18 protein-coding genes are annotated in these 16,897 nt (G+C 71.6%); 12 read left to right on the forward strand and 6 right to left on the reverse strand.

Translation table 11 applies throughout. The annotated features are described in order from the left end of the window. Position 1: 1 nt before the first annotated feature. The 7 genes from ACIPYS_RS21300 to ACIPYS_RS21330 all read left to right on the forward strand — a co-directional run bounded on the left by ACIPYS_RS21300 (position 2) and on the right by ACIPYS_RS21330 (position 5,733). A complete protein-coding gene (locus tag ACIPYS_RS21300; protein WP_400748082.1) occupies positions 2-757 on the forward strand; it encodes a DUF5819 family protein in 756 nt (251 codons plus the stop codon). Further along, positions 754-1,845 carry an HTTM domain-containing protein gene (locus tag ACIPYS_RS21305; RefSeq protein ID WP_400748085.1) on the forward strand — a complete coding sequence of 364 codons (1,092 nt, stop codon included), beginning with the start codon at positions 754-756 and terminating at the stop codon, positions 1,843-1,845. Before ACIPYS_RS21300 ends, ACIPYS_RS21305 begins: the two co-directional genes overlap by 4 nt. After that, positions 1,842-3,335, forward strand: coding sequence for a serine hydrolase domain-containing protein (locus tag ACIPYS_RS21310; protein WP_400748088.1), 1,494 nt, complete (start codon positions 1,842-1,844; stop codon positions 3,333-3,335). Before ACIPYS_RS21305 ends, ACIPYS_RS21310 begins: the two co-directional genes overlap by 4 nt. A gap of 56 nt (positions 3,336-3,391) precedes the next feature. Next, positions 3,392-3,616 carry a hypothetical protein gene (locus ACIPYS_RS21315; protein WP_400748091.1) on the forward strand — a complete coding sequence of 75 codons (225 nt, stop codon included), beginning with the start codon at positions 3,392-3,394 and terminating at the stop codon, positions 3,614-3,616. A gap of 530 nt (positions 3,617-4,146) precedes the next feature. Then, on the forward strand, positions 4,147-4,479 hold the full coding sequence (locus ACIPYS_RS21320; protein WP_400748094.1) for a trypco2 family protein: 333 nt from the start codon (positions 4,147-4,149) through the stop codon (positions 4,477-4,479). A gap of 305 nt (positions 4,480-4,784) precedes the next feature. Continuing rightward, complete coding sequence (locus ACIPYS_RS21325) at positions 4,785-5,375, forward strand: hypothetical protein (protein WP_400748097.1); 591 nt, start codon at positions 4,785-4,787, stop codon at positions 5,373-5,375. Between the two features lie 196 nt (positions 5,376-5,571). Further along, positions 5,572-5,733 carry a hypothetical protein gene (locus ACIPYS_RS21330; RefSeq protein WP_400748100.1) on the forward strand — a complete coding sequence of 54 codons (162 nt, stop codon included), beginning with the start codon at positions 5,572-5,574 and terminating at the stop codon, positions 5,731-5,733. Positions 5,734-5,761: 28 nt separating this feature from the next. Here the strand turns inward: ACIPYS_RS21330 and ACIPYS_RS21335 are convergent, their stop codons facing one another. Then, positions 5,762-6,757: a hypothetical protein gene (locus tag ACIPYS_RS21335; protein WP_400748103.1), complete on the reverse strand. Its 996-nt coding sequence runs from the start codon at positions 6,755-6,757 to the stop codon at positions 5,762-5,764. Between the two features lie 149 nt (positions 6,758-6,906). Between ACIPYS_RS21335 and ACIPYS_RS21340 the strand changes: the two genes are divergently transcribed. From ACIPYS_RS21340 to ACIPYS_RS21350, 3 genes are all read left to right on the forward strand, one after another. Next, entirely contained in the window at positions 6,907-7,569 is a 663-nt protein-coding gene (locus ACIPYS_RS21340) for a hypothetical protein (protein WP_400748106.1), read from the forward strand. Continuing rightward, positions 7,566-8,288 carry a hypothetical protein gene (locus ACIPYS_RS21345; RefSeq protein ID WP_400748108.1) on the forward strand — a complete coding sequence of 241 codons (723 nt, stop codon included), beginning with the start codon at positions 7,566-7,568 and terminating at the stop codon, positions 8,286-8,288. The genes ACIPYS_RS21340 and ACIPYS_RS21345 overlap by 4 nt, the downstream gene beginning before the upstream one ends. A 72-nt stretch (positions 8,289-8,360) precedes the next feature. Then, positions 8,361-8,762: an Imm7 family immunity protein gene (locus ACIPYS_RS21350; protein WP_400748111.1), complete on the forward strand. Its 402-nt coding sequence runs from the start codon at positions 8,361-8,363 to the stop codon at positions 8,760-8,762. Between the two features lie 83 nt (positions 8,763-8,845). On the opposite strand, the gene ACIPYS_RS21355 is transcribed toward ACIPYS_RS21350, so the two are convergent. The 4 genes from ACIPYS_RS21355 to ACIPYS_RS21370 all read right to left on the reverse strand — a co-directional run bounded on the left by ACIPYS_RS21355 (position 8,846) and on the right by ACIPYS_RS21370 (position 12,487). Next, complete coding sequence (locus tag ACIPYS_RS21355) at positions 8,846-9,259, reverse strand: hypothetical protein (protein ID WP_400748114.1); 414 nt, start codon at positions 9,257-9,259, stop codon at positions 8,846-8,848. A gap of 96 nt (positions 9,260-9,355) precedes the next feature. Further along, entirely contained in the window at positions 9,356-9,943 is a 588-nt protein-coding gene (locus ACIPYS_RS21360; protein ID WP_400748117.1) for an SMI1/KNR4 family protein, read from the reverse strand. A gap of 109 nt (positions 9,944-10,052) precedes the next feature. After that, the gene (locus ACIPYS_RS21365; protein ID WP_400748120.1) at positions 10,053-10,595 is read right to left on the reverse strand and encodes a DUF6368 family protein; all 543 of its coding nucleotides are present in this window, start codon (positions 10,593-10,595) and stop codon (positions 10,053-10,055) included. A gap of 1,037 nt (positions 10,596-11,632) precedes the next feature. Beyond that, positions 11,633-12,487, reverse strand: a complete 855-nt coding sequence (locus tag ACIPYS_RS21370; RefSeq protein ID WP_400748123.1) for a uridine kinase — start codon at positions 12,485-12,487, stop codon at positions 11,633-11,635. Between the two features lie 52 nt (positions 12,488-12,539). Between ACIPYS_RS21370 and ACIPYS_RS21375 the strand changes: the two genes are divergently transcribed. Continuing rightward, the gene (locus ACIPYS_RS21375) at positions 12,540-13,415 is read left to right on the forward strand and encodes a hypothetical protein (RefSeq protein ID WP_400748125.1); all 876 of its coding nucleotides are present in this window, start codon (positions 12,540-12,542) and stop codon (positions 13,413-13,415) included. A 568-nt stretch (positions 13,416-13,983) separates the two neighbouring features. Here ACIPYS_RS21375 and ACIPYS_RS21380 read toward each other — a convergent pair. Then, the gene (locus tag ACIPYS_RS21380) at positions 13,984-14,397 is read right to left on the reverse strand and encodes a hypothetical protein (protein WP_400748128.1); all 414 of its coding nucleotides are present in this window, start codon (positions 14,395-14,397) and stop codon (positions 13,984-13,986) included. A gap of 926 nt (positions 14,398-15,323) precedes the next feature. Between ACIPYS_RS21380 and ACIPYS_RS21385 the strand changes: the two genes are divergently transcribed. Beyond that, positions 15,324-16,409 (forward strand): helix-turn-helix domain-containing protein, encoded by a 1,086-nt coding sequence (locus ACIPYS_RS21385; protein ID WP_400748269.1) that lies wholly within the window; start codon positions 15,324-15,326, stop codon positions 16,407-16,409. Positions 16,410-16,897: the final 488 nt, after the last annotated feature.

The raw sequence follows: 16,897 nt of genomic DNA on the forward strand, positions 1-16,897 counted from the left end.
CATGTCCCACACCGACACCCAGTCCCCTGCGGCCGGCTCCGTCGGGGCGCTCCCCACCGGCCAACGTCTCCTGGTCGCCGCCGGCGCGCTCCTCGCCGCCGCGGCCCTGGGGCTCCACTTCACCGCGACCGCCCTCTACAACACCCCCTTCAACCCCGTCCGTGAGAGCCTCGCCGGACCCCTCGACGCGTACATGTCCCCGCTCTTCGCACAGGACTGGCATCTCTTCGCACCCAATCCGATCTCCGAGGACAGCGGCCTCCTCGTGCGGGCCACCGTCGTGGACGGGAACGGCGAGAGCGTCACCACACCGTGGGCCGACGTCACCACGCCCCACCTCGACAAGCTGCACCAGGAGCGCTTCTGGCCCTCACGCGTGGACCGCCTGCCCCTCGCCGTCCGCCAGCAACTCGACGGATGGCACGATCAGCTACTGGACAGGCTGCGGGCGGACAACCTTCGCAACCGGCCGGCGCCAGAGACCGGCGACACCGGGACATCCACCGGCCCGGACCACAGCCCGGACCCGCCGCTGACTCCCGGGGAGATCCAGGCCCGCGACGCCGCGCTGAATTTCGCCGCCGCGGTGGCCGGCGACGAGGCCCGGCGGCTGTGGGGAGAGAACGTCCGTATGGTCCAGGCCCGCATCGCCACCAACGAGTACCCCCGGTTCTCCGACCGGCGGGTCAGGACCGGCAAAGGCGTCGTCACCTACTACGACCTCGACTGGACCGTCCCGCCGAAGGTGACCCCGTGAACACCCCTCGCCCCACCGCCGGCCTCCGCCGCAGCACGCACCGGGCGCTGGAGCGCGCCGGCACCCTGCTGGACGACCTCAGCCTGCACCGCCGCGCCCTCATCGGTACCGCCCTGGCCCGGATCCTGCTCGGATCCCTCGGAACGTACCTGTACCTGCGCGACTACACCGCCCGCGGCCACTTCTGGGGCCCGGACGCGGTGTGGACCTGGCACAACCTCACCGCCGGCGACGGCTTCTCCCTCTACGCCCTCAGCCGTTCGCAGACCTGGTTCGAACTCCTCTTCCACACCGGAGCCCTGGCAGCGGTCCTGTTCACGCTGGGCTGGAAGACACGCTTCACGGGCCTGGCCCACTACGTCCTCCTGTGGTCACTGCACCAGCGCAACCCGGTCCTGCTGGACGGCGGCGACAACGTCACCGCGATCGCCCTCTTCTACTTCCTCGCCATCGACTCGGGCGCCCGCTTCTCCCTCGACGCCCGCGCCCGGTCCACCCGGGCGGCCCGGGCCGGCACACCGCCCACCGGTACGCTCCGCCACCGCACCGGATCCCTCCTCCACAACGCCGGCGTCCTGGCCGTCGTCCTGCAGGTCTGCACCGTCTACCTCGTCTCGGGCCTGTACAAGGTCCAGGGCGAACGCTGGCAGAACGGCACCGCGCTCTACTACGTCCTGCGGGTCAGCGAGTTCGGCTGGCCCGGGGTCAACCGCCACCTCTACGAGCACGCCACCCTGGTCGTCGCCGTCACCTACGCCACGGTGTTCTTCCAGATCGCCTTCGCCTTCCTGCTCATCGGCCGCCGGACACGACCGTTCGCCGTCGCCGGCGGGATCCTCATGCACCTCGGCATCGCCGTCCACATGGCGGGCCTGATCACGTTCTCCCTCGCCATGATCGCCCTGGAGCTCGTGATCATGGGCGACGACCACTACCGCCGGCTCGCCAGGTTCTGCGGGCTGCCCCGGTCAGTGCCCCCGGAGCCCCCGGAGCCCCCACCGGGCCCAAGAACTCCCGCACCCCGGACACCGGTGGAAGGCGCAGGGGCACCGGATGCGGTGCGCCCGTCCACCGCGGGCACCCCGTGACGCGGGAGGCCCGGCTGGGGCTGGGCCGGGTCCGGGGCCGCTCGCTCCTCGCCCTCGCCCCGTTCCTCGGCGCGCTGGCGGCCGCAGTGTGCTGGGTCCCCGCACCGCCGTCCCTCGGCCCGGCGACGAGCGGCGACCCGGCTGTCGCCGACCTGGTCCGGGAAGCGGCGGGCGACGGCCACGGATACCGCGGCCTCGCCGTGGTCGTCGTCGATCAGGACCGGGTCAGGACAGCGGGGCTCGGCTCGTCGGGCAACGATGCCCGCCCCATCGTCGACGCGGCGACCGTCTTCGAAGCCGGAAGCATCGGCAAGCCGCTCACCGGGATGCTCCTGGCCGACCTCGCCGACCGGGAACTGCTCGACCTCTCCACCCCTCTGCGCAACCTTCGGCCGGAACACCCCTTCGCCCCTTCCGGCCCGGGCGACGTCACCCTCGAGGACCTCGCCACCCACCGCGGCGGCATGACCAAGATGCCCCCGGCACTCGACACGACGCTGCGCGACCTGTCCCTGCGGATCCTGGGCCGCGACCCCTACCGCGGCCTCGACGAGGACGACGTCCTGAACGGCGCCGACACCGCCCACACCGGCCCCGACCACCACTACGCCTACTCCAACATCGGCATGGCCCTGGCCGGCCTGACCGCGGCACACCACCTCCGCCTGCCCTACGAACAACTGCTCCAGGAAAGACTCCTGACCCCGCTGGGCATGACCGGCACCCACGTGGTGCGGCCCACCGACCCACTCCCGCCCGCATCCGCCCACGGGCAGCGGGCGGACGGCCCGCCGATGGACCACTGGTTCGCCTCCGGGTACACGCCGGCCGGTGATCTCTGGACCACCAGCGGTGACCTGGGACGACTCCTGAAGGCCCTCCTCGACGGGAACGCCCCCGGCTCCCGGGCCACCGAGCCCCGGTACCCGGCCGGACCGGGCGCCCGCACCGGACTCGGCTGGTTCACCGACACCCGCAACGACCGCCGGATCACCTGGCACAACGGCGCCACCGGCGGCTTCACGTCCTACCTCGCCCTCGACCCCGACCGCGGCCTCGGCGTCGCCGTGCTGTCCAACACCGACCGCCCTGTCGACGCCATCGGCCACCGACTCCTCGGGCTCGCCCCGCAACCGCACGACGACGAGGACACGACCACGACCCTCGCCACCATCGCCCTGACCGCAGCGGCCCCGCTCCCGGCAGCCGCCGTCGCCGCAAGACACCGAACGCATCCACCCCGCGCCACCGTCCTCGCCCTCGATGCGGCCTTCGCCCTCACCGCCCTCACCATCACCCGACGACTCGGCCACTGGCTCACCGTCCCACCCCCGCTGTGGACCGTGGCGCTCCTCCTGACGGGCTCGGCGCTGGCCCGCACACTCCTGGAACCGCGCGCACCGGCCACCGCCAAATCCCACCCCTCCCTTCCCGCCCGCACCGGTGCCCTGTTCGCCGTTCTCGCAGCCGGTACGGCCGCCCTTCTGTAGACCCGCCCCACCGGCCGCCCACACACTCGCACCTCGACCCGGAGGAACAACCAGAAATGCACGACCGCCCGCAATCCCAGGCCAGGACACGCTCCGCAACCGCACGCACCACGGGCCACCTCATCGGCGTCGCGTGGTTCGTCTACCTCACCCTGTCCGGCGACGACCGCCCGACGTGGCTGCGCGCCGTGTACGGCACAGCCGCCGCGATCTTCCTCGCGGCCGCCGCGGGCACGGTTGCCGAAGCCGTCAGGAAGTCCCGCAGGACGGACACCTCCTGAGTAGGGTCGGGGACTGGGGGTGGCTGATGCTCCGTCTCCAGTCCCCGCCACTTCAAACCGTGCCTGCAGTTCGCCGCTATGCCTCCGAGTGGGTGTCCACCAAGCTTCGCTGGACCCTCGCCGCCGACGAGAGGGAGCGCGACGCCTTGGCCCGCATCGCCCAGGACTGCACCGACACCGAAGTCGCCTACGAGAGCGCACCGTAGGCGCACCCGCCCACCCCGTCCCCGCAGCCTGGACCTCTGGCGCCCGCCAACAGCCGGCTGGTGGTGCACCTACTCCCGGGCCTGGACCGACACCGAGCACGTCTACGGCCTTGTCCGTCACCGGGCCCGAGAAGACCACGCTGAACGCGATGCTCGACACCTGCGCGTAGCGGGAACTGCTCGCCCGGGCCCGCCCGTACGGCCAGAGTCGACGGGTGTGCCCCGGCCCAGTTGGGCTTTCCCCTGCGGAGGTCGTCGTACGGGTTCTACGGTGTCCGCATCGACCTGACCGAAGGTCAGGTGTTCTCTGAGGGGCTGGGTCCGATGGATGTTCCGCTGGCGGACGCGGTCGCGGCGGTGCGCGACGAACTGCTCGAAGCCGCAGCACTGGCGGGGGACGACCCGGGGGTGGTGTTCGCGGTGGGGCCGGTGGAGATGGAGTTCGAGGTCGAGCTGCGCGCCGACGCGAAGGCGAAGGCCAAGTTCAAGCTGTGGGCGGTCGGCGCCGAGGCCGAGGCGGGCGTCTCCCGGAGCCGCACCCACCGGGTGTCCTTCACTCTGACCCCCAAGCGCGCCGACGGCACCGACCTGCTCGTCCACTCCGTACAGGAGCGCCCCGAGGGGCCCGGTGACGTGTCGGAGCGTATCCCGGACTGACGGACAGGCGGGCGGGTCCGGCATGTACGGCCGGACCCGGGCAGGGGCGGCGGGGCGTCCGGAGGGGGCGGGGAGTGGAACAGCTGCGCGTGGCCGGGGTGACCGGACCGAGGGGCCAGGAGCCCGGTTCGAAGGACAGGCCGGGGTCGGGGTATGCGGTCGGGGGCCGTCTCGTGCTGACCTCCGCACACGTCACCGGCCCGGCCGGAATCCGCGTGAAGGTGTTCCATCCGGGCCTTGGCGGCGATGCGGGCGGGACCGTCGTCTGGGCTGGCACACCGAACGCGCGCGACGACGCTGCGCTCGTGCTGGTCGACGACTCGCCGCACTGGCGGCCGCCGGGCGAACCCGTCCTGTGGGGGCGCCCCGACACGAAGCGCCCCGGCACCGCGTGCGAGACGTGGGGTGTACCGGACGAGGCCCAGCGCAAGGGCCGACCGGTCGAGGCCGCCCAGCTGCAGGGTGAGGTGAACCCGGGCAGCGGCTTCGTCGGCAACCAGTACGTCATGGACCTGCGCACCACCGGTGCCGGATGGCCGGACAACGGCACCTCGCCGTGGGCCGGCCTGTCAGGGGCGGCGGTGTTCTGCGACCGGTACCTGACCGGCGTCGTCGCCTCCGACCGCGCCAACTCCGGCCACGGCCGGCTCAACGTCGTCCCCTCCTATGTCCTGTACCACGACCTCGTCTTCCGCACCGCCCTCACCGCCCACGGCGGTGGCCCGGCGGGAGAGCTGGCGGCGGTGGAGTTCCAGGCCATCGCCGACCCCACCGGCACCCCCACCACCAGACGGGCGCTGGTGACGCCGGCCGCCCTGCTGGAGGCCGGCGCCTTCGAACCAGAGCTGCAGCAGTCCCTGAACGCGACCGTCTGGCTCGAAGGGCTCGACCCGTAGGCGGGTAAGGCGGCAACCGCTGATACTTCGGCACGAGGAATATGACATGTTCGGAACGACGCTCCCCGCCAGTCGGAGCGGCGGCCTGGAGCGCGGCCGAGCGGCAGGCCTATGCCAACGACCTCGACGACGTGCGTTCCATCCTCGCGGTCCACGACAGCGCCAACCAGTCCAAGGCGGCCCGCGACCCCGCCCAGTGGATGCCCCGGCCGCCGCCGCGACCTGCCGCTACATCTCCGACTGGGTCACCGTGAAGACCCGCTGGCAGCTGAGCACCGACCCGGCCGAACACGCCGCGATCCAGCGCATTGCGGCCCGATGCGACAACCCCGTCATCACCGTCACCCTCGCCCGCTGACCGCACCGCCGAGGGGCCCGGCAGGCCGCTACCGGTCCTGAGGCCGGTCGCCGCCACCCGCCAGTTCCCGCACCCGATCGGTCGCGCGCCGCAGGGCCTCGACGGTGCGCTCCGCCTCTGTGCCGGCGCTGCGTGCCCTCCGCCTGGCGGCCCGGACGTCTTCCTCGGTACGGCTGACGTCCTCGCGTGCCTGGGCCGCGCTCCGGTGCGCCTCGTCGAGCGCGGCCCGGGCGCGTCCGGCTCGGGCCTGCGCCTCCCGCTGCTCGGCTCGGGCCTCGCCGAGTGCCTGCTCGGCGGCCTCGGCCCGGGCGAGCGCCGCGGCTCGTTCCTGTCGTGCCGCCTCCAGTGCCGCCTGCGCCCGCTCGACGTCACGCCGATGCTGCTCGGTCGCGGCCTTCGCCCGGGCCGAGGCCGCCGCCGCGTTCGACGAGCGGTGCCGCGGCGTCGAGCGCGGCGTGCGTGCCGTCGACGACGCGGTGGCGTGTGTGCCGGCGGGTCCGGAGGGTGCCTGAGCCGGGTGGTCGCCTTTCGGCGCGGCGCCGGCCGTACCGGGCCAGGCCACGGGCTGCAGGGTGGCGGTCAGCCGGCCTGCGGCGAGGGCCCGGGCGGCGTCGGGATCGGCGAGCGCGGCACTGAATGTGGCGTCCAGGTCGGCGACAGTGCCCGCCGCGAGCGGGTGCCCGGCGGCGGCCGCGTCCTTCACCGCCCGCGAGGTCAGGGCCCTCACCAGTGGGCGGCGCCGTTCGACGAGCTCGCGCAGCCGTTCCCCGGCGAGGTGCTCCTGGGCGTCGCGCAGCGCGGCGCCCAGGTCCAGCAGCTCGCCGACCACGTCCGGGTGGCGGTGGGCGAGGAGGTTCGCGGCCCACGCGGCCCGGGTGGGGCGGTGCAGCGCGCGGATCCGCTTGGCGAGCTGCCGGTCGGTGGTCCTCAGCCGGTCGGCGTGCCGGTTTCGGGCGGCGGTGAAGTCCGCCGGGTCGAGCGTGTAGAGCTCGGCGGCGATCCGGTCGAAGTCGGGAGCGGTCATCGCCTCGGACTGTAGGGCAGCGGGGCACCGCGCCCTGCGCGGCGCGGCCGGGCACGTCGGGTTGCGCCAGGCCCTCCCGTACCGGGGCCGGCGGCCGGTGTCGTCGGTGACGGTTGATCAGCCCCAGCAATTATCGAACAATTGTTCCCATGGCTGCCGCTGTCCCGTTCTCCCGCCCCGCGCACCCTGCCCCGACGCCGGGTGATGCCGAGCGGGCGCCGCGCGAGCTGATGACCCTGCCCGGGGCGTCGCGGGACGTGCGCAGGTGGCGGCTGGTGGAGGTACGGCTCGGCGGCGAGTGGCGGGCCGGACTGCTCACGGTCTGGCGCCGCCCGCCCGGCGCCACGGTGTGGGTGGTGCACGTGCGCTGGGCCGCAGACAGTACGGGAGCCGATCCGGGCTGGGGGTGGTTCCTGTTCGACCCGGAGCGGATCCGTCCGCTGCCCGAACCCTCCGGACCCCCGCCGGCCGCCGCGCCGCACTTCGGCCGGTGGCAGGACGCCGTCGTCGTCCCGGGCGAGCTGGCGGGCATCCCGGATCCGGACGGCGGCGACCGGTGCTGGCGCCTGACATGGCTGCGCGCGGCAGGCGAGTGGCGCTCGGCACTGGTGACGGCCCGCCGCCGGCCGGGCCCGGACCTGCCGTGGATCGCGCACGCCCGCTGGGGCGAGGACAAGGCCGCAGCCTGGGTGATCGCCGACCCCACCGCCCTCCGGCCCCTCCCCGCGGCCGAGAACCCCGGCGCGCCGAACGGGGCCGCGGACGACGCGCTCCCCACCTCCGGCGCGGCGAGCGGCGAGGACTGCACATGACGACGCCGGCCGCCGTGGACCGGAGCGGTGCCGACCGACGCGAGCGCCTCGCCGACCTGCTCGAAGCGACGCCCCCCGCGACCCGGGCCCGCGAGGCCGAGGCCACAGTTCTGCCGGTCCTCGCCCCGCTCGCCCGCCTGGTCCCGCACGGCGGCCTCGCCAAGGGCACCATCACCGAGGCCACCGACACGAGCCTGCTCCTCGGGCTCGCCGCCGGCCCCGCCACCGCCGATCCCCACGCCTGGAGCGCGGCCGTCGGCCTGCCCGACCTGGGCCTGGCCGCTGCCGCCGGCTACGGCATCGACCTCCGCCGCCTCCTGGTCGCCGACCACCCCGGCCAGTACGCCGTCGAGGTGATCACCGCACTCGCTGCCGCCTGCCCCGTCGTCCTCGCCGCCGCCCCGACCGGGATACCCCCGCGCACCCTCGACCGCCTCGCCGCACACCTGCGCCGCACCGGCACCGTCCTCATCACCCCCGGCCCCTGGCCCGGCGCCCAGCTGCGCCTGCAGGTCACCGCCGGCCGGTGGTCCGGGCTCGGGGACGGTCACGGTCAGCTGACCGGCCGACGGGCGCGGGTGTCGGTGACGGGCCGGGGGTCGGCGGTGCGGGCGCGGTCCGCCGAGATGTGGCTGCCGGACGCGGCCGGCGCCGTCGCCCCCGTGGTCTCCGAGGGAGCCGGGGCGGGCGAGGACGAGGCCGTCGCCGCCCTGGCATAGCCGGGGATGCGGGCGGGGTTGGGCGCCCGCACTCGGCTCGGCCGTTGGGGAAGGCGTCAGTAGGCTGCGGCCATGTTCGAATACCACGGCTGGATCAACGTTCAGGAGAGCGCCGGCGCTGACGAAGACGACCATGACGACGGCCGTCTGCGAGAGATCGTCGAGGGCATCGAGCGGCGCATCCTGGAGATCGACAGCCCGTATCTGCTTGATCTGCAATGGATGAACGGGCAGGTGTTCGTCCACCTCGGCGGCTTCCCCAATCACCGTGACCTGGAGATCGTGGAGTTCTTCACGGAGATCGGTGAGCGGGCGCCGGGTTCGTATGGCCTGCTGCATGTGCGCGATGATGAGGACCCCGCTCGGGAGAACGAGGTCCTCGTCATCAGGATGGTCCGCGGGCGGGTGACAGAGCACCCGGAACAGCTGCTGTCGCCCTGTATCCCACTGCTGGAAGACCCGTTCGAGGCATAGGCGGCCGAGGCGTTCAGACTCTCCGGAGGAGGACGACATCGGTGCTCGGTTGCGGGATGGCCGGGCGGGTGAATATGTCCCCGTTACGATCCCGTCTGCAGCCCAAGCTCTTCGCCCGGCGGGATGAAGGTGTCTGCGCTGGCGGCGTCCTCGACATGGCCGTACGCATCGACCGTGATAGCCGTTGCCCGCCCGTTCGACGTGATCAGCCAGGCTAGGACCTGCTCGGTCAGCGGGGTTCCGCCGGGACCCTGGTCCGTCCAGTGAGCCCGCCATCCTCCGCCGGGCACCGCGGCAACGACCTGCTCGGCCTGTTCCAGGTGGGAGAAGTCCTCATAGTCCGTCACCGGACGAAGGGCTCCTCTTTTCCGGTCGACCACCAGTGCCGCCCCGGTGGCGTGGTCCCAGCCCTCCACGCGCACCATGCGACCGATCTCGGTCTCGGTGCCGTTGAAGATCGCGATCCAGCCGGTCTGATTGAAGTAACGAAGATCCACAGCCACATCATCTCGAACAGCGAAGGGCAGCTATCAGGACCCCGAGGTGATCTGCCTGCGACTATCGTGCCTCCGTGGTGAGGTTATTACGGAGAGTCAGATCCTGGGTGCCAGACGATGACGGTTTGGATGAGCGTGAAGCTTCGGTGAGGTGAGTTGCAGGGCCCGGTTGTCGAGTCCGGCGCTCATGTGGTTGAGCCAGCGTTCGTACCAGCTGAGGAAGTCAGTGGCGGAGGAGACGTTGGGGCCCCAGTAGCCGTCGCCGTTGCCAATGAGGACGCGGCCAGTGAGGGGGCCGGTCACCGCGACGACGCATATGTCAGTGCAGCCCATCTCGATGATGTGGAGGAAGAGGTCGCGTCCGTGGGCCCTGGGGTCTCTGCCGTCGAACCGGCGGGGTTTCCCTGGTTCTCCGCGGGGATTCATGACCCGCAGGGAACACTGCTCCAGCGGCACGAGGCCGTAGAAGGGTGCCGCGCCCGAGCCGCCGACATGCGTGAGGAACTGTCGATAGGCGTCGGGCAGGGCAATGTCCTGCTCGGCCTCGAACGCAGCGACACGCGCTTCCGCCAGCTTCGGATCGAGGCAGAACTTGTGCTTCTCTTCCCCGAAGGAGTGGCTTCGAAGTGGTTGGAACGGGATCGCGGCCAGCTTGCGACGCAGGCGGGGTATCCGGGGATCCATCGTGCTCTTCTCTCGTCCCCGCCACCCTAAGGGTGACTGTGGTCAGCTGGCCAGAAGAACCCTCTTTCGTAAGCGTGTGCTTCCGGCCTAAAAGCTAGCTGCCCCGCGGCTACTTCAGGAGCCGGAAGTCGGGCTGCCGAGCCCATGCTCCGAGGAATTCGGCTGAGCCGTAAGCGGCGGGCCAGGGTTCCGTCGGCGTCGCGACGATGCCTGGAAGGCCCGTGATGATGGGGACTTGCTCCTCAAGGAGTTCGGCATTGGCGACGCCGCCGATCACGTCCATGACAGCAGCTGTCAGCAGGGCCGTCACGACGTGGTCTACGGGCCTGTTGCAGAACGCTATGACGTCGACGGCGTGGGTCGGGGTGAAGCCGATGAGGGGTTCCTGGTCGATCTCGTCAGCGTGCTCGGCCTCGAAGATGGACTCGCCACCGATACCGGGGCCCATGAGGGAGACCATTACGGGCCGACGTCCGTCGATGCCCCCGGTGTCGGCGATGCCGAGGCTCTCCGCGTGAATGTTCAGGTCGTACTCGCCGACCCGTTTCTCTTCAAAGTGAGATGAGCACCGGACAAGGAGTTCCCGGAGCCGCTGGATGGATATGGGTGGGACGGGCTCCGCCAACTCAATCACCAACACCGGTCTGCTCATGACGAGAGCCTAGTACTCCAGCTGTAGATCTTGATCTCTCTGTACTACGGCCGCACGCCTGAGCGTGTCAGCGAGGTTGGAGTGGGGCTTCGTTGGCAAGAGGCGGTGCAAGTCGAGGCCGGCGCTGCCCGTAGAGTGGTCTGATATTGGATCAGCTTGAGATCAGGGTGCTGCCGCCTGGACGCCGGTTCGCTGCCCAGGTGCGGTTCTGGGTCAACGGAGAGGACGTCGTGGAGTCCGCCGTCGGCGAGGGAGGCCATGGCCCGTACGCGGCCGATGTGCTGCCTGCCGATGGCCTCGGTTCCCTGCGTGCGAGTCTCCGGACGAAAGAGTGCGCGCCGCCAGGCGCCGGACACATCGGCGAAGTCCCATACCGACCAGGACGCTGCCGCAGGGGACCGGTCCTACGGGGACTGCGCTGCCCGGAGCCGAGCAGAGGGCGAACGTCCCGATCCCGCGGCGGAACAGGAGCCGGCGGTGCGCGAACGCTACGACGCCACCGCCGAAACCGCATACGCCGACGGTCCGCCGCCGACGGACCACACTGCTTCGAGTGATCGGGAGGCGAAGACGAACCGGTCCTGAGAGGCCGACGGGCTCCGGCGACATCGTCGTGGACGACAGGCGGAGGTCGAAGTGCCGGGCCGGGATTCCGGCATGGGCGACCCTCGGTACGTGGACGGGCTCGTGCGGGCGCGCGTGAGGCTGCAGGAGCGCCGGGACGACATCTGCGCCCCGCACATCGGCCGGTGAACAGCGCCCGGGTCAGGCGGCGCGGTCGTGACGCACCTGAACCCGTCCCCGCAACCCCGGAACGAACTGGCGCCCTCCCCGCCACCCCACTGGCGAAGCCGGACCCCCACCAACCGCCGGTGACGGCGACCGGCACGCGACAGCCCCGTGCAGCAGGGGACGGAGGGGGAGGACGGACGTCGAGATGCCCGTGGAGGAGTCTCCGGACGCGCCGTGGCCACGCGCCGGTACGACGCGTCCCCGAGCAGCGCGCCGATGGCCTGAGCAGCGCCTCGGCCGGGCTGTCAGCAGCCCCTGACAAGGAGCTTGGCTCGGGACTGTGGCCATGCGGTGTGCAGGTAGTAGTCCTCGGCGGCGCGCCAACGTTCGATCCACGCTTCGGGATTCTCGCCCCTTGCCCGCACGCGCTGAAGGCAGACGTCTCGCGGGGTGTCGACGTAGGCGGTGAAGTGGTAGTAACGGGCCAGCTCCGGGCGGGTGGAGTAGACCCCTTCGACGATCACCACGGTTCCAGAGGCGATCTCGCGCCAGGCTCCGAGTTGTCCGGTGGTCCAGTCGTAGATCTGGTAACGGGCGGCCTGGCCGTCCCGTAGCGGGATCAGGACTTGGTCCCGGAGGCGTTCCCAGTCGAAGTAGCGGTGGTAGCCCTGCTCCGCGTCGAGTTGCTCCCGCTCGTGGTCGGGCATCGGACGGTAGAAGTCGTCGACGTGGACGATGACGGCGCCATCGAGGTTCAGGGCCACTGCGGCAGCCAGTGTCGTCTTGCCTGATCCCCCAGTGCCGTCGATGGCGATGATTCTGGTGGTGGCCTCCTGGGTCCGCGCCAGGTTCTGGAGGCCGTCGGCCACGTCCCTCGCTTGCTCGACCACGTCCGTGAGTTGCTGATGCGACGACAGCTCGGTGGTCCGCGCGGCGCTCGACAGCACGATCCGCTTCGCTTCTCCCAGGTCGCCGGGGCCGGCTCCCAGGAGTCCCCGGGTAACGATGATCGAGTCCATGACTTCGACCCCGAGGTCTCGCAGCAGCCGCTGGGCACGCTCCATGCCCTCGTCCCGGTCGAGCAACGGCTCGCACTGCTCGACCAGGTGGGTAAGTCGTGCGGCATGCTCCGGAGAAAGGCCCCGGATGTTTTCGAACATGGGAACTCCTCAAAGGCGGCGTGCAGGGCAAGGACAAGCGTAGGACGTGCGGGTGGACGCGCTTGTGGAGCAGGGTTGGGCAGGCTTCGGCAGCGGCTCGGACGTGGATGGCCAGGCGCTGGGCGACGGCGTCGCGGGTGAGGCGTCGCCTGGCTGTCCCGGCACATCCACCGGAGTCCGGCGGGCCACGGCGGCAACGGCGAACAGGTCGCGGCACGGTGACGCAGCTCCCACCCGGCTCGACCCGCCACCGCACCGCGGCGCACGCGCGCACCGGCCCTTCAAGAAGCTTCGCCTACGTGGCACAGTTGTCCACCGGGGAGCCGCGGCAGAGGTCGAGGAGCTGGTTCTTGCGGATGGCGAGGTACGTTTCGCCGTCCGGTCGGTGGCGGTGTCCGCCGCCCGTCCGGGGTGCGGGCGGCGATCGTCGCGGCTGTACTGCTACTACCGGCGGCGTTGTGCCGACCGTCCGGTGGAGGGTCGGCGGGTACGGCTGGTCCTGCGGGCGCTTCGTTTCGTGTGCGGGAACGACCGGTGCGGACGGCGGACGTTCGCCGGGCAGATCGAGGCTCTGACGTTCCGGCACGCACGTCGCACGACCGCGCTCGTCACCCAGCTCACCGACCGACGTCGCGCTGTTCCCGGGCGGCCGGCCGGAGGCCGGATCTCCGGGCGTCTGGCCATGACCACGTGCCGGGACACCTTGCTCCGGCTCATTCGTGCGCTTCCCGTTCCGTCGTCGGGCCTCGTCCCTCGTCTGGGGGTGGACGAGTACCCCGTCCGGCGCGGTCGCACCTGTGCGACGGTCCTGGTGGACATGGACACCCACCGTCCCGTCGACGTCCTCGCCGATAGCACCGCGAACGCCTTCGCCACCAGGCTGCGCGACCACCCCGAAATGCGGACGGTCTGCCGAGACCGAGCCTGATCCTTCCGTGACGGTGCCCGGACGGGGGCACCGCAGGCCCAACAGGTCGCCGACGCCTGGCACCTGCTGCACAACCTCGCCGAGGCCGTCGAGCGCATCGTCGGCCGCCATCGCGCCGACCTGGCCGGGCACGTCCCCTGATCGCCGCACCCGCCAGCGTCACCAGCAGATCGTTTCGTTTCCGCAGACGGAACGCGCGTTGCTAGAATGGGAGAGACGGACATTACTGGGCAGCATGGCGGCGGTCCGCACATGAAATGCGAGCGATTGGCCCCAAATCCTAAGAAGCCTGGAAAAATGATGGTCATTGAGAATCGACACGTTTATCTGGGTTGAATCCGGTAGTGCGCCGAGGTGGCTGCCTGGGGCGATGGCCTCGGGTGGTCACTTCCTTTGAGTCCAAGCAGTATTTGGGAGTGAAAATGGAGCACGTGCTAAATGTTCCCGAGATTCGGCCTGGCGGGGGGCTTCGATTTGAGTGGGAAGATGACTTTGAAATTTCCCTCTCTGCAACTTCGGCCGAGGTCGTACTCAGGGCAAATCGCGCAGGCCTTGTTTCCTTGGCACGTCATCTGCTCACTCTCGCGCAGGAGGGTGCGAGTTCAGGGGCGCACGTCCATCTCACGGCAGACCAGGAAATTGACTCGAGCGTGGATCTGATCCTTGAGCTAATGGCCTGAATTTGAAATCCAGCAGCCCCGGCCAGATGAAATCTGGCCGGGGCTGCTGGTGTCTGACGGCAGTAACTGGCGATGACGTCGGCGGACGGGTGCTGAATAAGGTGCAGGCTCACCACCGCCGTGCGGTAGCGCCGGTTGGCGCGGGTCGGCAGCCGTTCCGCCAGGCCGAACGGCGCGGTGACCCGTTTCCCGATGCCTCGCACGACGGTGAGTCCGGCGTCGTCGATGACGGCCTCCGATCCGTCGTCGAGGTGGCTGTGGTAGAGGATCCGGGTGCCGATCGCGGCGGCGAGGCGGTACATCTGGCGGTCCGTCTCCAGGGTCCGGCCGTCCTGCCAGGTGTCCGTGCGCTCGGCGGTCGTGCGGGCGGCGACCTGGAGGTAGGCGGGGAAGCGGGACGGCGGCGCGGTGGGTTGTGAGGGGCGGAGGCCGGGGTGGCTCCGCGTGGGGCCGGGACGATGACGTGAGCCTGCTGCAGCGGTCGGTGTCCGGTGCGGGGCCGTGCCGGGGCAGGGCCGGTGGCTCGATGCCGCTGTTCCTCGTCCCGGGACGAGGAACAGGGGTGTGTGGTCCTGGCCGTGCGCGGTGAGCGCGTCGGCGCGGGCCGGGCGTGCCGGCCCAGGAGGCCGCGGTCCGGTTGCCGTGCGTCGAGGAGCCCGGACCGTTGCGGTCGACCGCGCGCGGCGGTCGGGCACGGGCGGAGGTTCGGGGCGTTCGTCGGGCTGGTGGTGGGAGGTACCCGGGCCCGGCCGGTCACCGCCGGCCCGAGGAGGGCGGCGCCGGTCGTGCGCCGGTCACCGCACCACGTTCGCGTGCCCGTTCGTGAGCGTGGCCCCCGGCGGTACGCGGAGCGGGCGGGCGCCCATGGCGGTACCCCGGCCGTCCGTCCGGGCCCCGGCGATCCGAGCACGGCAGCCGGTGTCCGTGCCCGTCGAGCACCGGCCGGGTCGCTCGGCAGCAGCGCAGTCGGGCGCCGCGCCGATGCTTGCTCCTCGCGTGCTCCTCGTCCGCCCGGACGCACCACCGTCGTCTCGGCTGCACGCCCGCCCGTCCTGAAGCGCGAGCGGCCGGCGGTCGGCATGCGAAGCACGCCTGCCGGTCCTCCTCGTTCGGGCATGCAACGTCTTCACCTCGCTCCCCGTCGGTCACGGTTGAGGGTCGTTCGCTCGCCCCGTCGTCGCTCGAGCCGCTGGGAACGCGCTTCCGGGAGTCCGGCTGCGGTGGCATGATGTGGATCAATACGCAGGTCAGAGCGGTGAGGATCGTTTTGGAGAAGTCGGAGATCCGCTCCGGAGCGGCCGTGCGCTACACGACCGCGGGGCTGCCGGCGTCGCGCAGGCGCGCGTACTGGCGGGAGGCTCTCTCGTCGACCTTCGGATCCGTGGACACGAAGGTGCCCGCCGAGGTCGACCACGGGTCGATCCACGCGTCGCCACTGGGCCCGCTCCAGGCCGTGACCGTGGAGGGGGACGCCCACCGGGCGGAACGGAGCCGGCGTCTCATCGCGGGCAGCGACAACGAGGAGTTCGTCGTCGTCAAGCTCCTCAACCGGGGCACGGTGCACGTCGAGCAGAACTCCCGGGAGAGCTCCATGGCCGCGGGGCAGCTCTTCATGTACGACATGGCACGCCCGATCCGGTTGATCGTGCCCGAGAGGTTCCGCACCCAGTCCCTGGTGATGCCCCGCCAGGCGCTGGGACTGGGGGAGTCCGGCCTCCAGCGGATCACCGCGGTGCCGCTGGGCGGCGACTCGCCCCTCGGCAGGCTGGTGGGGTCGTTCCTGTCCGGGCTCGTCGACACGGCGGACACCTACCAGCCGCACACGGGAGCCTCGGTCGCCGACCATGCGGTGAGCCTGATCCGGACGCTGGCGGAGGAACAACTGGGCCAGGACCTGCGGGACGCGCCGGACGCCTCGCGGATGCTGCTGCTGCGGGTCCAGGCGTACATCAACGAACATCTCGCCGACCGGAACCTCACCCCGGAGACGATCGCCCGCCATCACCACGTGTCCCTGCGCTATCTGCACAAGATCTTCGAGCACGAGGGACTCACCGTCAGCCGCTGGATCCACCGGCGCCGCCTGGAGCAATGCCACCGCGCCCTCGGTGACCCACGGAAGGTGGGCAGGGCCATCGCGGCCGTGGCCCACGACTGGGGCTTCGTCAACGCCCCGCACTTCAGCCGTTCGTTCAAGTCCGTCTACGGCGTCTCCCCGCGCGAATGGCGCAACACGGCCCTGTCCGCGGCCGGGGAGCCGGACTACGCGCAGCGGTCCGGCGGCACTACCGCCTGCCCGGCGGACACCGCCTGACCGAGGGGGACCCGAATACCCTGGGCAACCGCCCCCGCCCCTCACCCGCGCCGGAAGGGACCGGTGGAGGCGGGCCGGGCAGGCCGGCGCAATCCGATACGGACCCCGGCCCTGCGCCCGCCGCGCCCGCCGCACCGGAGGCGGCACCTCGGTGTGCGGCCTCCGCTTCCGGGGTGGGGTCCACCGGCCCGCGCCCCGGCGGTTCCACGGGGCCGAGGCGCCTTGCGGGGTGGCGGGCGTGACGGACCGCCGGGCCGGCCGGACTCCCGGGGCGGCGGCCGGCCTCCTGCCGCTTCTCCCGCCACGGGGTCGGTGATCCTGCGGCGGGGTGACTGGATCGCGGCGGGCCGCCTCGAGCGGGGCGCCGTCCGCCCTCTGTCGTCCGCCGGGCCCCCCCCCCCCCGGCGGGGGGCCGCGGGCGCCCCCCGGGGGGCGGGGGCGGGGGGGCCCCAAGGGAAGGGCGGGGGGGGGGGGAGAGTGTGTAAGTG

The organism is Kitasatospora sp. NPDC089913, from assembly GCF_044748625.1.
Lineage (GTDB): Bacteria > Actinomycetota > Actinomycetes > Streptomycetales > Streptomycetaceae > Kitasatospora.